This window comes from Allobosea sp. P1_B10, assembly GCF_056406735.1.
In genome coordinates, this window is the sequence record NZ_JBFTZP010000005.1 from 275,546 (window position 1) to 289,719 (window position 14,174).

The 14,174-nt window shown below is 65.4% G+C and carries 12 protein-coding genes, 1 tRNA gene and 1 riboswitch; of the genes, 5 read left to right on the top strand and 8 right to left on the bottom strand.

Going from position 1 to position 14,174, the window contains the following annotated elements; translation table 11 throughout:
• Positions 1-2: 2 nt before the first annotated feature.
• A complete protein-coding gene (gene fabB, locus AC1D2L_RS14220) occupies positions 3-1,229 on the bottom strand; it encodes a beta-ketoacyl-ACP synthase I (RefSeq protein WP_476846516.1) in 1,227 nt (408 codons plus the stop codon).
• 122 nt (positions 1,230-1,351) lie between these two features.
• Positions 1,352-1,864 (bottom strand): 3-hydroxyacyl-[acyl-carrier-protein] dehydratase FabA, encoded by a 513-nt coding sequence (gene fabA, locus AC1D2L_RS14225; RefSeq protein ID WP_476846517.1) that lies wholly within the window; start codon positions 1,862-1,864, stop codon positions 1,352-1,354.
• Between the two features lie 366 nt (positions 1,865-2,230).
• Here fabA and irrA point away from each other — a divergent pair, with 366 nt between their 5' ends.
• Positions 2,231-2,695 carry an iron response transcriptional regulator IrrA gene (gene irrA, locus AC1D2L_RS14230; protein WP_476846518.1) on the top strand — a complete coding sequence of 155 codons (465 nt, stop codon included), beginning with the start codon at positions 2,231-2,233 and terminating at the stop codon, positions 2,693-2,695.
• Between the two features lie 34 nt (positions 2,696-2,729).
• On the opposite strand, the gene AC1D2L_RS14235 is transcribed toward irrA, so the two are convergent.
• Complete coding sequence (locus AC1D2L_RS14235) at positions 2,730-3,266, bottom strand: SH3 domain-containing protein (RefSeq protein WP_476846519.1); 537 nt, start codon at positions 3,264-3,266, stop codon at positions 2,730-2,732.
• A 203-nt stretch (positions 3,267-3,469) separates the two neighbouring features.
• Here AC1D2L_RS14235 and AC1D2L_RS14240 point away from each other — a divergent pair, with 203 nt between their 5' ends.
• The gene (locus tag AC1D2L_RS14240) at positions 3,470-4,465 is read left to right on the top strand and encodes a 2-hydroxyacid dehydrogenase (protein ID WP_476846520.1); all 996 of its coding nucleotides are present in this window, start codon (positions 3,470-3,472) and stop codon (positions 4,463-4,465) included.
• Between the two features lie 105 nt (positions 4,466-4,570).
• On the opposite strand, the gene AC1D2L_RS14245 is transcribed toward AC1D2L_RS14240, so the two are convergent.
• Positions 4,571-5,581 carry a complex I NDUFA9 subunit family protein gene (locus AC1D2L_RS14245; RefSeq protein WP_476846521.1) on the bottom strand — a complete coding sequence of 337 codons (1,011 nt, stop codon included), beginning with the start codon at positions 5,579-5,581 and terminating at the stop codon, positions 4,571-4,573.
• A 417-nt stretch (positions 5,582-5,998) separates the two neighbouring features.
• On the opposite strand from AC1D2L_RS14245, the gene AC1D2L_RS14250 reads away from it, so the two are divergent.
• A tRNA-Leu gene (locus AC1D2L_RS14250) sits at positions 5,999-6,085 on the top strand.
• 412 nt (positions 6,086-6,497) lie between these two features.
• Here the strand turns inward: AC1D2L_RS14250 and thiQ are convergent.
• The 4 genes from thiQ to AC1D2L_RS14270 form a co-directional block, all read right to left on the bottom strand.
• Positions 6,498-7,205, bottom strand: a complete 708-nt coding sequence (gene thiQ, locus AC1D2L_RS14255; RefSeq protein ID WP_476846522.1) for a thiamine ABC transporter ATP-binding protein — start codon at positions 7,203-7,205, stop codon at positions 6,498-6,500.
• Positions 7,198-8,763 (bottom strand): ABC transporter permease family protein, encoded by a 1,566-nt coding sequence (locus tag AC1D2L_RS14260; RefSeq protein ID WP_476846523.1) that lies wholly within the window; start codon positions 8,761-8,763, stop codon positions 7,198-7,200. Before AC1D2L_RS14260 ends, thiQ begins: the two co-directional genes overlap by 8 nt.
• A gap of 7 nt (positions 8,764-8,770) precedes the next feature.
• The gene (gene thiB / locus AC1D2L_RS14265; RefSeq protein WP_476846524.1) at positions 8,771-9,784 is read right to left on the bottom strand and encodes a thiamine ABC transporter substrate binding subunit; all 1,014 of its coding nucleotides are present in this window, start codon (positions 9,782-9,784) and stop codon (positions 8,771-8,773) included.
• Between the two features lie 75 nt (positions 9,785-9,859).
• Positions 9,860-9,966, bottom strand: a riboswitch (TPP riboswitch).
• 94 nt (positions 9,967-10,060) lie between these two features.
• Complete coding sequence (locus AC1D2L_RS14270) at positions 10,061-10,825, bottom strand: IclR family transcriptional regulator (protein ID WP_476846525.1); 765 nt, start codon at positions 10,823-10,825, stop codon at positions 10,061-10,063.
• Positions 10,826-11,171: 346 nt separating this feature from the next.
• On the opposite strand from AC1D2L_RS14270, the gene AC1D2L_RS14275 reads away from it, so the two are divergent.
• On the top strand, positions 11,172-12,452 hold the full coding sequence (locus AC1D2L_RS14275) for an ArgE/DapE family deacylase (RefSeq protein ID WP_476846526.1): 1,281 nt from the start codon (positions 11,172-11,174) through the stop codon (positions 12,450-12,452).
• Between the two features lie 48 nt (positions 12,453-12,500).
• Entirely contained in the window at positions 12,501-14,087 is a 1,587-nt protein-coding gene (locus AC1D2L_RS14280; RefSeq protein ID WP_476846527.1) for an ABC transporter substrate-binding protein, read from the top strand.
• Positions 14,088-14,174: the final 87 nt, after the last annotated feature.

Consider the following 14,174-nt stretch of genomic DNA (forward strand, 5'->3'; position numbering starts at 1 on the left):
GCTCAGGCCTCCAGCTTCTTCATCACGATAGTGGCGTTGGTGCCGCCGAAGCCGAAGGAGTTCGAGAGCACGCAGCCAAGGCCGGCATTGTCGATGCGCTTGCGCACGATCGGCATGTCGGCGAAGGCCGGATCGAGTTCCTCGATATGGGCGCTCTCGCAGATGAAGTCGTTGTTGAGCATCAGCAGCGAATAGATCGCCTCCTGGACGCCGGTGGCGCCGAGCGAATGGCCGGTCAGCGACTTGGTGGCGGAGATCGGCGGGCTATTTTCGCCGGCGCCGAAGACCTCGCGGATCGCCTCGATCTCCTTGGCGTCTCCGACCGGGGTCGAGGTGCCATGGGGGTTGATGTAGCCGACCTTGGCGTTGACGCCCTGCAGGGCCATCTTCATGCAGCGCACGGCGCCCTCGCCCGAGGGGGCGACCATGTCGTAGCCGTCCGAGGTCGCGCCGTAGCCGACGATCTCGCCATAGATCTTCGCGCCGCGCGCCTTGGCGTGCTCGAGCTCTTCCAGCACCACGACGCCTGCGCCGCCGGCGATGACGAAGCCGTCGCGCTTGAGGTCATAGGCGCGCGAGGCGACCGCGGGGGTGTCGTTGTAGTCGGAGGACATCGCGCCCATCGCGTCGAACAGCACGGAGAGCGTCCAGTCGAGCTCCTCGCAGCCACCGGCGAAGATCACGTCCTGCTTGCCCCACTGGATCAGCTCATAGGCATTGCCGATGCAATGATTCGAGGTCGCGCAGGCCGAGGAGATCGAATAGTTCACGCCCTTGATCTTGAACCAGGTCGCGAGCGTGGCGGACGCCGTCGACGACATGCCCTTGGGCACGGCGAAGGGACCGACCTTCTTGGACGAGCCGCTCTCGACGGCCTTGTCATAGGCGTCGATCAGCGCGCGGGTGGAGGGCCCACCTGAGCCCATGATGATGCCGGTGCGCTCATTGCTGACCTCGCCGGTCTCCAGGCCGGAATCGGCGATGGCCTGTTCCATGGCGACCTGGTTCCAGGCGGAGCCGCCGCCATGGAAGCGCATGGCGCGCCGGTCGAGCACGGTCGAGGGGTCCAGCGTCGGTACGCCGGCGACACGGCTGCGGAAGCCGTGCTCGGCGAATTCCGGCACGAAGGAAATGCCCGATTTCGCCTGTTGCAGCGAGGACAGCACCTCCTGCGTGTTGTTGCCGATCGATGAGACGATGCCCATCCCGGTGACCACAACGCGTCTCATGCTCGCTTCTCCGGCTGTTTCTCAAAGCCGTCGGGACGTTTCGGTCCCGACCTGTCATTTCGTCGTTGCCGCGCAAATGGACCGCGCGGCCCGCGAGCGCAAGGCTTGTGCCTCGGTTTTGCTCAGGCGCCTTCAGGCTTGAACAGGCCGACGCGCATGTCAGACACCGTATAGATGCGCTTGCCGTCGGCCTCGAGCCAGCCATCGGCGATGCCAAGGACGAGCTTCGATTTGAAGACGCGCTTGAACTCGACGCCGTAGACGACCTGCTTCACCGAAGGCAGGACCTGGTCCGCGAACTTGACCTCGCCGACACCCAGCGCGCGGCCGCGGCCGGGCAGTCCGAGCCAGCCCAGGAAGAAGCCGGTGAGCTGCCAGAGCGCATCGAGGCCCAGGCAGCCCGGCATCACCGGATCGCCCTTGAAGTGGCAATCGAAGAACCAGAGATCGGGCCGCACGTCGAACTCGGCACGCACGAAACCCTTGCCGTTCGGCCCGCCGGTTTCCGAGATCTCGGTGATGCGGTCGAACATCAGCATGGGCGGCAGCGGCAATTGCGCATTGCCCGGCCCGAAGAGCTCTCCACGACCGCAGCTGAGGATTTCCTCATAGCTGAATGACGACTGCCGCTCCATTCCCATACCGCTCCGTTTCAGCCGCCGGGAGACGGCGGTTCACCTGATCTTTCGCCCGCACCTAACACGGTGCTGAGCGGTAACGGAAGTGTGCAGGTGCAGAAGGCCGGCCAGGCGGGCAAGCTGTGGCGGCCGGGAGTTGCCCGGCTCGCGCACCGCCCCGCGGGCGCCCGCGGGGAAATTGCGCCCCGCGACGACGGAAACCAGAACAGCGGAAGCTCACCTGCGACGCTGTAGACCTCTCCAGCAGACTAGTCCGGGCAGGGCGCGCGCTTGCGGGGCGGGGGGCGAGGCCCTACATTTGTTGTGAACTGTTCCTGGCGCAGAGTTGTGCCTGCCATCCCCAAACTAAGGTCTGCTGCCGCGATGAACGATCTGGTTTCCCAGGACGAGGGCTACGGATCGAACATGGGGCAGGGCTGTCTGTTCCACGATGTTCGGCAGCGTCTACGCCGTGCGGGCCTCCGGCCGACACGCCAGCGCGTCTCTCTGGGCTGGCTGCTGTTTGCCCGCGGCGACCGGCATGTCAGCGCGGAAATGCTCTTCGAGGAAGCGATGAAGGCGCGCGTGCCGGTTTCGCTCGCGACCGTCTACAACACCCTGCACCAGTTCACGGAAGCCGGCCTGCTGCGCGAACTCGCGATCGAGGGCGCCAAGACCTATTTCGATACCGACAACAGCGAGCACCATCATTTCCTCGTCGAGGGCGAGAACACGGTGTTCGACATTCCGGCGGCGGAGGTCGAGCTTGCGGCGCTGCCGCAGCCGCCCGAGGGCTACGAGATCGCCCGCGTCGACGTGGTGGTGCGGCTGCGCAAGCGGTCCGACTGACGCCTCACCGCGCCGCGCCCGGGCCTGCTTGGGCTCAGTCCACCTTCTCGTTGGGGTAGACGCCCCAGAGGCGCTCCTGGCGGACATAGCCCTCGACCTTGCCGATGCCGACCTTGCACCAGGCATTGGCGCAATTGGCGACATTGGCGATGACGCCAGGCTGCAGCTTGGCGATTTCTGCGGAGCTTTCATCGGCCGAAGCGCGCAATGCGAAGGTTTCGTTCTTGGTCTTGGACCAGGGCGCGACCAGCGCGGTGCGCCTGCCCGACAGCAGGCTGTGGAGCACCCAGCCCTCGGCGCCATCGGCATCGCGCACGCGCCGCCAGGTCTCGAACTCAGCCACGATCTCGACCGGCAGGCCGGCTCGCTGATAGACCCAACGCGTGCGGTGTTCCTTCGAGGGGCCCTCGCGCAGATTCACGCGGTCCGATTTCAGGCTGACGTAGCGCGGTACCGGAAGCCCCGTAACGGCACCAGCCTGCATGTCCTGGGCCCGGGCTGCGGAGCCAACGCTCAGGCCGGCGACCAGAATCAGTGCCGCACCCAAGCCGCGCATCGCAAAACCCGTCATTCGTCCGCTCTCCATCCCGCAAACCTGCGTAACACCGCCACCGCGTCGGGCCAAAGGGCCATGTTGTCATCCGCCACGCCGCCACATAGACAACGGGAACGGATGTGCGATGTCGTCGGCCTCTAGTCCTGATACGCTGCGGTTAATGGCGGGTTGAGGCCGAAAGGCGGCAAAGGCGCGCACCAGCGGAAGAGGAGCCCTTGATGTCGAAGAAAAAGCCGCTGGTCGTCGTTACCCGCAAGCTTCCCGCAGTCGTGGAAACGCGTATGCGCGAGCTGTTCGACGCCAGGTTGAACATCGACGACACACCGATGAGCCAGGCCGCCCTAGTCGAGGCCGTGAAAACCGCCGATGTGCTTGTGCCCACCGTGACGGACCGGATCGATGCGGCCCTGATCGCCCAGGCCGGGGACCAACTCAGGCTGATCGCCAATTTCGGAAACGGCGTCGACAATATCGACGTCGTCAGCGCCGTGCAGCGCGGCATCACCGTGACCAATACACCCGGCGTCCTGACCGACGACACCGCCGACATGACGATTGCGTTGATTCTCGCCGTGGCGCGGCGGATCGCCGAAGGCGCCCGCGTGATTCCCGACGACGAGTGGGCGGGATGGTCGCCGACCTGGATGCTTGGCCGGCGAATCACCGGCAAGCGCCTCGGTATCGTCGGCATGGGCCGGATCGGGCAGGCGGTCGCACGCCGGGCTGCAGCGTTCGGGCTGTCGATCCACTATCACAACCGCCGCCGCGTCGATGCCCGCATCGAGGAGAAGCTCGAGGCGACCTACTGGGATTCGCTCGACCAGATGCTGGCGCGGATGGACATCGTCTCGGTCAACTGCCCGCATACGCCGGCGACCTATCATCTCCTCTCGGCGCGGCGCCTCAAGCTGATGAAGCCCGACGCCATCCTGGTGAACACCGCCCGCGGCGAGGTCGTCGACGAGACGGCGCTGGCGCGCATGCTTGAGGCCGGGGAACTGGCGGGCGCGGGGCTCGACGTCTTCGAGAGCGAGCCGGCGGTCAATCCGCGCCTGCTCAAGCTCGCCCGTCAGCACAAGGTCGTGGTGCTGCCGCATATGGGCTCGGCCACGCATGAGGGGCGCGCCGACATGGGCGAGAAGGTCATCGTCAACATCAAGACCTTCATGGACGGCCACAAGCCGCCGGACCGCGTGCTGCCGAGCATGCTCTGAGCGGCTGGCACCACCCGTCATTGCGGGCGGAAGCGAAGCAATCCAGCTTCGTGGAGCGCTGCGTCCCCCTGGATTGCTTCGCTTCCGCCCGCAATAACGGGGGACTCAATTCGCTCGGGCGGTGTCGAACTGGCCGGTCTTGCGGAAGCGCCAGAGATAGGACGGTACCACGGCCTCGACCGAGGTCGGGGTGATGCCGATGCCGGCGAAATCGCGGCCTTCGGCCTGCGCCGCTGTCGAGACGACATTGTCGCTCTGCAGCAGCGTGACCTGGTCGCGCGTCAGCTTCAGTTCGTTGGGCAGAAGGCCGAGCGTCAGGGTGTCGACGATCTCCAGCAGGCGCGCCTGGATCCGGGCGAGCGGGAAGGGCAGGCTCGCGAGCAGGCGCTTGCGGCCGGTGACCTCGCAGATATAGGCGACGAGCTCCCGGAAGCTCCTCACCTCCGGCCCGCCAAGCTCATAGATCCGGCCGCCGGCAACCTTGCCTTCGACGGCGCGCGTCACGGCTTCGGCGACGTCGCCAACGAAGGCCGGCTGGAACCGGGTCTCGCCGCCGCCAACCAAGGGCAGGACCGGCAGCATCCGCGCCAGCGAGGCGAAGCGGTTGAAGAAGCTGTCCTCGGGGCCGAACATGATCGAGGGCCGCAGAACGACCGCCGACGGCACCAGAGCCTGGACGGCGGCCTCGCCCTCGGCCTTGCTGCTGCCATAGCGCGAGCCGGAGTCGAGGTCGGCGCCGATCGCGGAGATCTGGACCAGGCGCGTGATGCCGAGCGCCGCGCAGGCCTGTGCCACGGCGCGCGCGCCATTGGCCTGCACGCCCGTGAAGGTCTGGCGGCCGCCCTCCTGCAGGATGCCGACCAAGTTGACGACTGCGTCGGCGCCCCTCACGGCAGCCGCGACCGAATCGGGATAGCGCAGATTGGCCTGGACCGCGTGGATCTGGCCGACGGTCCCCAGCGGTTGCAGGAAGCCGGCGAGATCGGGCCGGCGCACCGCGACGCGCACGCGATAGCCGCGCTTGACCAGCGCCCGCACGACATGGCGGCCGAGGAAGCCCGAGCCGCCGAAGACGGTGATCAGCTGCTGGCTCGGAGTGGACAGATCGATGGCCATGGTCGCCTTAGCCTCATGCGCGTTAGTTGGAACGCTCCTAAAGCATTTTGGCCCGGAGTGGAAAGGCAGTTTGCGGCGTCGGCGCTTTGGTCGCGGTGGTCACGGCATATGCCGGTGGGGCACGTGCGAGGCGGCGCAAGGTGAGGCGACGGCATGGCCGCGTCCTGATATGCGCCGGCTTGCAACCGCGTTCGTGCGCTCGAGCCGTCGCGGGTGCTCTCCGTTACAAAATTTTTGCAATGCCGAACTATGGCGTTTGCAGCGCAAAACACACGATAGGGACCGGATTTTGCGGGGTAACTCGAAAGGGCTCGGAGAGGTCGTGCCAAACTCTCCACAGGCTGGCCGATCGCAGGCAGATGATTTTCGAAAACGCCGTTGACAGGCCCGGTTCGTCCCCCTAAACCGCCCCTCGTTGCCCAGGTGGCGGAATTGGTAGACGCACCAGCTTCAGGTGCTGGCGCTCGCAAGGGCGTGGAGGTTCGAGTCCTCTCCTGGGCACCACTCTTTCTCCTCAGCAGGAGAAAGAGCTGAGCATTGATAACGAGTTAAGTGGTTTCCGCTTTCACCATGCGGTCTTACACTCGGCTCTTGGAATGCTCCGATCCTTCACTACCAAGAAGGGTCCTTACGATCTCAAAATGAAGGTGCCATGGGCCCTTCGCCCGTTTGCCGAGTGGCAGCGGGTGGGCCCGCCGTCGGGAGACGTGCACCACGTCGCGGTGGTCAGCCAAACGACTTCGCTGCTCGTTCGCGCGCGAAGACGCGGTCGGCGCTTAAGCGCGCTTTGCATGGACCATCCAATCCAGGCTGCCTCGTCGGGACAGCGGGCCGGTTCTCCCCGACGCTCGCTCGATTCTTCGACCTGATCCTGCCCAGAACAACTGCTGCGTTGTGGCGTCACACAACGCCATCCTTATGCCGGCGACCGGCCGAAATAGGCATCGAGCTCCGGGATGCCCCGCTGTCCCAGAACCTGTTCCGGTCGTCCAGAGAGTAGCACCCGCCCGGCTCGAATGAACACGATCTGGTCGAGCCGGCCTGCCGCGTCCTCGGGCGTGTGCAGCGAGAGCAGCACTGTCAGGTTCTTTTCTCGACGCAACTCGTCGACGAGCGCGATCATCTCGCGTCGCAGCCCCGGATCGAGCGCGCTGAACGGCTCGTCGAGCAGCATCAGCGGCCGGTCCCGGACCAGCGCGCGGGCGAGTGCGACCCGCTGGCGCTGCCCGCCCGAAAGCTCGGCCGGGCGGCGCGCGCCGAAACCTGCGAGCTCGACACGGACGAGCGCATTCTCGACCTCGGCGTGCTGACGCTCGTCGAGCCGCAGGCCGGGGTTCAGGCCCAGCCCGACATTCTGCGCCGCCGTCAGGTGCGGCAGCAGATTATGGTCCTGGAACAGGATCGAGGCCGGGCGCTGCGCCGGGGCGAGCGGCATCAGGTCGATGCCATCGAAGCTCAGCCGCCCGCTGGCCGGGCGCTCGAACCCGGCAATGGCGTGAAGCAGCGTGGTCTTGCCGCCGCCCGAGGGACCGATGAGCGCGCAGAGCGCCCCCTTCTCCACGGTGAGGTCGAACTCCGCCTGAAAATCCGGATAGCTCAGGGTCAGGGCGCGAAGCTCAAGCATGGCGGTCTCCAGAAAGGCGGTCGGCCAGCAGGAACAGGCAGAAGACGAGAGCCGCCAGCAGCAGCGCGACCGAGGCTGCCTCATCGACGCGATAGGCGCCGAGATGCTGGTAGAGCAGCAGTGGCAGCGTGGTGACGGCGCCGCCAAAAAAGCTCGCCACGCCGAGATCGCCGAGCGACAGCGCCGTGGCGACCACGAAGGCGTCGAGCAGCGGGCGCCGCAGCAGCGGCCAGTCGACCAGGCGCAGGCGGTCCAGTCCCGCGATGCCGAGGCTTTCCGCGAGACGTCCGTGGCGCTCGGCCGCCAGACTCAGCGGTGGCTCGATCTGCCGCAGCGCGAAGGGCAAGGCCATCAGCGCGTTGATCAGGATGATGGCGGGGATCGCGACCTCCGCGGGATCGAGGCCGCGGCGCAGCAGCACGAACAGGCCGGTGATCAGCGCGAAGGGCGGCACGATGACGATCATCAGACCTGCGAGGCTGGTCGCATCGGCCAAACCGGGTCGGCGCAGCGCGAGCCGGCAATGGCTTGAAAGGCTGCCCAGCGAAAGAGCCAGCATGACAGCAAGCCCTCCGGCCGCCCCGCCGATCCCGAGGCTCGTTGCGAGCGCCTCGCGGACCTCCGGCTCCAGCACACTGCGGTAGCTCGCGAGACCGGAGACAACCATCGCCGCCAGCGGCGACAGGACCAGCAGCGCTATGCAGGCGAGTGCAAAACCGTCGAACAGGCGCACCGGCCTTGAGGTCGCGTCGGGGCGCTCGACCGACCCACCCGCGGTCGCGATCTCGCCGCTGCGCCAAACCGCGCGCGCCATGGCCAAAACGAGCGTGCCACAGATCAGGATCTGTAGCCCGGCCAGCGCGGAGGCGCGGCCGAGATCGGCTTCGAAGCGCACCGCCTCGTAGATTGCGACCTCCAGCGTCGCCGCGCCCGGTCCGCCGCCCAGCGCCAGAACGATGGCAAAACTGGTGAAGCACAGCAGGAAGATCAGCGCCGCGAGCCCCGGCGCCTCGCGCAGGAGCACGGCGCGGTCGACCAGCCGGAAGATGTCGAGCGGGCGCATGCCGAGTTGCGCGGCGATCCGCCAATGCGCGGCGGGTACCGCCATCAGCGCTGCGAGGAAGACGCGTGCGGCCAGCGGCGCGTTGAAGAAGACATGGGCGATGAGGATGCCGGGCAGGCCATAGAGCCAGCTGCCGAAGTCGAACCCCATGAGAGAGGCCAACCGCCCGGTCCAGCCCGCCCAACCGAAGACGGCGACGATGCCGAAGACTGCGACGATGGCCGGCAGCACGCTGGCAAGGTTCATAGCGCCAACCAGCAGGCTCCGCCCGGGAAAACGCGGGCGCCGCGCTAGCGCCAATGCGGCCGCTGCGCCGAGCAGGAGCGAGAGCGCCGTCGACAGGCTCGCTTGCATCAGGGTGAACCCCAGCACGCCCCGTAGATAAGCCAGAGGCGGCAGGCTAAAACTCACCCCGGCCGCGAGGAGCCCCGTAACCGCCGCCCCGACCGTGCTGAGCAGCAGCGCGAGCGAGATCAGCCCGGGGAGCGTGCGCACCGTGCGGTCAGCGGCTCAGAGCCGCGAGCCATTGGTCGATCCAGCTGCGCCGCTGGTCCCGCAGCTCTTCGGGCGCGAATTGCAGCGAACGCTCGGGCCGGGCGAGGTTCTGGAAGGATGCGGGCAATCCCGTCGCGGGCGTGCGCGCCGGGTACATCCAGTTGGTCTCCGGCAGTGCCGATTGGAACGGCTCCGTCAGCGAGAAGGCGAGGAAGCGGCGCGCCAGCTCCGCATTCTTCGTCATCCTGACCATCCCGGCCACCTCGACCTGCAGATAATGCCCCTGGGGGAAGATCGCGGCCCTGAAATTGTCCTTCTTCTCGGCGCCGACATGATAGGCCGGCGAGGTCGTGTAGCTCAGGACCATGTCGGCCTCACCCTTGAGGAAGAGCCCATAGGCCTCCGACCAGCCCTTGGTCACGGTGACGATGCGCGGCTTCAGCTTAGCCCACGCTGCATTCGCCTCATCGCCATAGACCTGCCGCATCCAGAGCAGCAGTCCGAGCCCCGGCGTCGAGGTGCGCGGGTCCTGGATCACGATCTTCGGCCCAGCCGCATCCTCGACCAGCGCCTTGAAGCTCGCTGGCGGGTTTTTCAGCCTTGCGCTGTCATAGACGAAGGCGAACCAGCTCCAGTCCACCGGGACGAATCTCTCGTCCGACCAAGTGACAGGCAGCGAAAGCCCGGCGAGATCCGCGCCATGCGGTGCAAACAGCCCTGTCGCCTTCGCCTCCGCCATCAGATTGTTGTCGAGTCCGACGACAACATCGGCCTTGGTCGTCTCGCCTTCGAGCTTCAGCCGCGCCAGCAGCGTGCCGGCATCGTCGACGCTGACGAGGTTGAGCGTGCAGTCGCAGACCGCCTCGAACCGCTCCTTCACGGTCTTTCCCGGTCCGTATTTCCCGGCGAAGCTCGCATAGGTGTAGACTGTGAGCGTCGGCTTCGGCGCCTGTGCCATGGCGGTCGCGGCGCTCAGGCCGAGGATAAGCGCCGCACAGCGGACGAGCGAACGGAGCGACATGGGCAGCGCCTTGACCGGTTCGAGGACGATCAGATCCAGAACGCTTCCGACGTGAGCTGAAACCGCGATGCACCCGGGGCAACGCCGTCTCCATCCCTACGCCGGCACGATCCGGATCAGGTTCGACGGGTTGACGGATTCAGGTCCGCCTCTCAGCCCTGCAGGCACCCCGTGAGACGTCGCGACGATAATGCGGCTGCCCAGATATGCCAAGGTGTTGCAGAGAGCCGAGGTCTGACCGTCAGTTCAGGTACATCGTCCTCGCTCCGGGGATCCCTAGCCCCCCAGCCCCGAGGCCCAGATCGGATCGCGCATGCGAACACCGATCGCGTGCGCGTGCCGCGCGACGTCGGTGGCGATCTGGTCCTGCGTTTCGAGATCCGCCGCTAATGTCGGAAACGACATGCAAAACCCCATGATCTCATTGCGGGCGGGATCTGCCACTGCCGCTCCGATCGAAGAAATTCCCGGCTTGATCAGGCTCGATGTACGGGCGATCCGGTTCGCCCTGATCGCGGCAAACTCGGATCTGACCTCGTCGTCGCTCATGGCCGCGCGAAGGCCCTGCTTGCCGCGGGCGTCGACCTGCGCAAGGGCCTGGTCATCGCCGAGCCGGGCGAGAATGACGCGCCCGATGACCGAGTCGAACGCTGGTATGCGCTCCGCTATCGCTCCCGTGTGCTGCAGCGGGTACGTGCCCTGCTGTGCTGCGAGGAGGACGCGCTCGTGTCCCGATAGAATCCCGGCGTGCCCGGTAAAGCCGAACTTCCGCACGAGTTCGTCAATGGCGACGCGGACGAGGTCCAGGAGCCCGTGACGTGCGAGGTATAGCGCGCCCAGATCAAGGGCCTTGCCTCCGACGACGTAGCCCTGATCGTGCCGCTCTCGCTCCAACAGCCCGGCTTCGGCAAGCGCTTTCATCAGCCGCGATACCGAGGCCTTGGGCAGGCCTAAATCGCGGCAGACCTCCCCAACGCGCAGGACCTGCCGATCCTCGTTCAGAAGCGAGAGAATGCGCAACCCGTTTTCGAGCGAGCTCATGTGTGTTCCATTTGCGATAACGATGTTGACATATACGGCACGACGGGCTTTCTTCCTAACACCAGCGGCGGTCCGAAACATCACCGCAGGCGAGAGCACACAGCAGATCAGGATCGTGGCCGAGAGGCTGTGAGCCCTTCTGAGGCCGGGCCTCTCTCGCTCGCGTTGGGTCGAGGGGTGTCATGCGAACTCAAGGCGAAAAGCGGTAGCGATCTGAATATCGCTTTCAGCGGCGGCGTATGTTTCAGATTATTTTGATTGATTATAACGGCGTGTCGCGTTTTTATTCCAATTAACTTTCATTTTAAATCAATAATACTGCTCAGATACAGATGTGGCCTTCACTATGATTTCCGATTCCCACCGCAGTCGAATCCTCGAGGCGGTTGATCGCAATTTCGACACCCAGATCACCACAACGCTCGCGTTCACGAGTATTCCGAGCACGCGGGGCGCAGAGGGACCGGCCCAGGACATGATGGCGGGGCTGCTGCGCGAGCGCGGCTACGAAGTCGATGACTGGCGCATCGACATGGACGACCTGAAGGCCCTTCCGAACTGCGGCATCATCGAACACGACTTTTCCCGCGCCCGCACGGTCGTCGGGACGCTGCGTCCCGAACAGGAGGCCGGCCGCTCGCTCATCCTGCAGGGTCATTGCGACGTCGTCCCGGCCGGGCCGCTCGATATGTGGGATACGCCGCCCTTCGTGCCCGAGTTGCGCGATGGCTGGATTTACGGCCGCGCAGCCGGCGACATGAAATCGGGCACGATCGCGGCGCTCTACGCGATCGATGCGCTGCGCGCGGCCGGGCTGGCGCTGAATGGACGGCTGCATTTCCAGTCGGTGATCGAAGAGGAGAGCGGTGGTGTCGGCGCGCTCTCAACGCTTCAGCGCGGCTACAGGGCAGACTGCGCTGTCCTGCCAGAACCGACCGGGGGCACGATCGGCAAGGTCTGCGTCGGCGTGATCTGGTTCCGTCTGAGGGTCCGCGGGCTGCCTGCCCATGTCGCACGCGCCCATGAGGGCTCGAATGCGATCAAGGCGATGATCCATCTGATCAGTGCCGTCGAGGCGCTGGAAGCGGAGTGGAACGGGCGCGCCAAGGTCGATCGCCACTACGGCGCCGTCGCGCATCCGATCAATTTCAACCCCGGCATCATCGCCGGTGGCGAATGGGCCTCCAGCGTTCCGGCCTGGTGCGATCTGGATTGTCGCATCTCGATCCTGCCGGATTGGGACCTGAATGCCGCCTGCGTCGAAATCCAGGACTGCATCGCGGCGGCATCACGCACGCATCCCTTTCTCGCCAACGCGCCTGCGACAGTCGAGTGGTCGGGCTGGATGACCAACGGCTACGCGCTCGAAGACGGAGACGAGGCGATCGACGTGATGCGGACTGCTCACGAGACGATCATGGGCGAAGCTCTCACAGAGAAGCTTTCGACGGGTGCGCATGACGGACGCTATTACAGCCGCGACTACGGCATTCCCGCCTTCTGCTACGGAGCAAAGGCAGAGAAGATCCACAGTTTCAACGAGCGCGTGAACGTTGAATCGATCCGAAAACTTACAAAAGTCTTGGCGTTATTTGTCGCCGAGTGGTGCGGCGTCCGCGCAGTGTAGGGCCAATACTAGAGACGCAATTCACAGTCGATTATTTCTGGAGCTGATATGAAACGCAGAGATTTTCTTGCTGGCCTGGCCGGCACATCGGTCTTGGCCTTGCCGTCGATCCACACGGCTTCGGCGCAGGCGCCCCGGACCTTGCGGATCGCCGCGCAGACGGCGCCGAGCGGCATGGATCCCCATTACCACAGCTCTAACCCCAATATCGCGACGTCCAAGCAGATCTTCAGTTCGTTGATCGACGTCGATGCCGACAACAAGCTTATCCCGTGCCTGGCGGAAACGTGGCGCATCGTCGACGACAAGACCTGGGAATTCACATTGCGCCAGAATGTGAAGTTTCATGACGGAACGCCGTTCGAGGCCGACGATGTCAGGTTCAGCCTGGAGCGGGTCCTGAACATCCCCAACAGCCCGGGAAGTTTCGCGCCGTATGCGCGCAATATCGCAGAGGTCAAGACCGTCTCCCCGAACGTCATCCAGATCGTGACGAAGGATCCCAATCCGTTCCTGGACTGGGACATCTACTGCATCTTCATCCTGTCGAGGCGGCTGCACACCGGCGCGACCCTGGCCGACTTCAACAGCGGCAAGGCGATGATCGGGACGGGCCCGTACAAGCACGTCTCCTATCAGATCGGCGAGCAGCACGAGATCGCCAAGAACCCGGACTACTGGGGCACGCCTGCGGCCTGGGACCGCGTCGTTACGCGGATCATTCCCAATGCCGGCAGCCGCGTCGCCGCACTTTTGGCCGGCGATACCGATCTAATCGACTCGGTCGGGCCCCAGGATGTGCCGCGCCTGACCGCAGACCCGAAAATCGGACTGTTCGCCAAGGAAAGCACGGGCGTTGCCTATCTCTTCCCCGATGCGTCGCGCGACGTGTCGCCATTCGTGTTCGACAAACAGGGCAAGCCGCTGTCGTCGAACCCGCTTAAGGACGTGCGCGTACGCCAGGCCTTGTCCCTGGCGATCAACCGGGCCGGCATCATCGAGCGCCTGCTGTCGGGGCAGGGCGCCGTGGCCGACCAGTTCGCGCCGGCCACTGCCAGCGATCGCGCGCCTGGGCTTCCGCCCCTCGCGCTCGATATCGCCAAGGCGAAGAAGCTTCTGGCTGACGCCGGGTATCCCGATGGTTTCCGCCTCACCATCCACGGTCCCAGCGGCTGGTTCGCCGGCGACCAGGACGTGCTGCAGGCAGTCGCGCAGGGTTTCACGCGGATCGGCGTCGAGACGCAGGTCGAAGTGCTGCCGCCGTCAGCACTGTTCTCGCGAGCCACGAACCGCGAGTTCTCGATGTTCATGACCACGCTCTCTGGCCCCACCGCAGCCAACACGCTGCGTCAGGTCGTGCAGACCTACGATACGGCGACCGGCTCTGGCCCGTTCAATCGGCAGCGTTATTCTAACCCGAAGATCGACACCCTGGTCTCCGAGGCCCTGCGCACAATGGACCCGGCCAAGCGGGCTTCCCTAACGTCGCAGGCGCTGAAGGAAACGGTCGCCGACATGCCGGTCATTCCGTTGTTCTTCCCGAAATTCGCTTGGGCGACGCGCAAGTCCTACGTGACCTTCCAGGCCAATGCCGGGTGGAAGACCACCGCCGTGTTCGCTGAGCCGGCGAAATGATGTGGTGCGGCGGCGCCTTCACCGGGCGCCGCCGCAGCCCGGCCGGCGCGACGATACTTCAAGCATTCAACCGGGAAGGTGATGTGT

What these genes read in the sequence shown, in the direction of transcription:
- thiQ (WP_476846522.1), bottom strand. Translation starts at nt 7,205, where the DNA reads ATGCTTGAGCTTCGCGCCCTGACCCTGAGCTATCCGGATTTTCAGGCG.
- irrA (WP_476846518.1), top strand. Translation starts at nt 2,231, where the DNA reads ATGAACGATCTGGTTTCCCAGGACGAGGGCTACGGATCGAACATGGGG.
- AC1D2L_RS14275 (WP_476846526.1), top strand. Translation starts at nt 11,172, where the DNA reads ATGATTTCCGATTCCCACCGCAGTCGAATCCTCGAGGCGGTTGATCGC.
- AC1D2L_RS14280 (WP_476846527.1), top strand. Translation starts at nt 12,501, where the DNA reads ATGAAACGCAGAGATTTTCTTGCTGGCCTGGCCGGCACATCGGTCTTG.
- fabB (WP_476846516.1), bottom strand. Translation starts at nt 1,229, where the DNA reads ATGAGACGCGTTGTGGTCACCGGGATGGGCATCGTCTCATCGATCGGC.
- AC1D2L_RS14245 (WP_476846521.1), bottom strand. Translation starts at nt 5,581, where the DNA reads ATGGCCATCGATCTGTCCACTCCGAGCCAGCAGCTGATCACCGTCTTC.
- AC1D2L_RS14270 (WP_476846525.1), bottom strand. Translation starts at nt 10,825, where the DNA reads ATGAGCTCGCTCGAAAACGGGTTGCGCATTCTCTCGCTTCTGAACGAG.
- AC1D2L_RS14235 (WP_476846519.1), bottom strand. Translation starts at nt 3,266, where the DNA reads ATGACGGGTTTTGCGATGCGCGGCTTGGGTGCGGCACTGATTCTGGTC.
- thiB (WP_476846524.1), bottom strand. Translation starts at nt 9,784, where the DNA reads ATGTCGCTCCGTTCGCTCGTCCGCTGTGCGGCGCTTATCCTCGGCCTG.
- fabA (WP_476846517.1), bottom strand. Translation starts at nt 1,864, where the DNA reads ATGGAGCGGCAGTCGTCATTCAGCTATGAGGAAATCCTCAGCTGCGGT.
- AC1D2L_RS14240 (WP_476846520.1), top strand. Translation starts at nt 3,470, where the DNA reads ATGTCGAAGAAAAAGCCGCTGGTCGTCGTTACCCGCAAGCTTCCCGCA.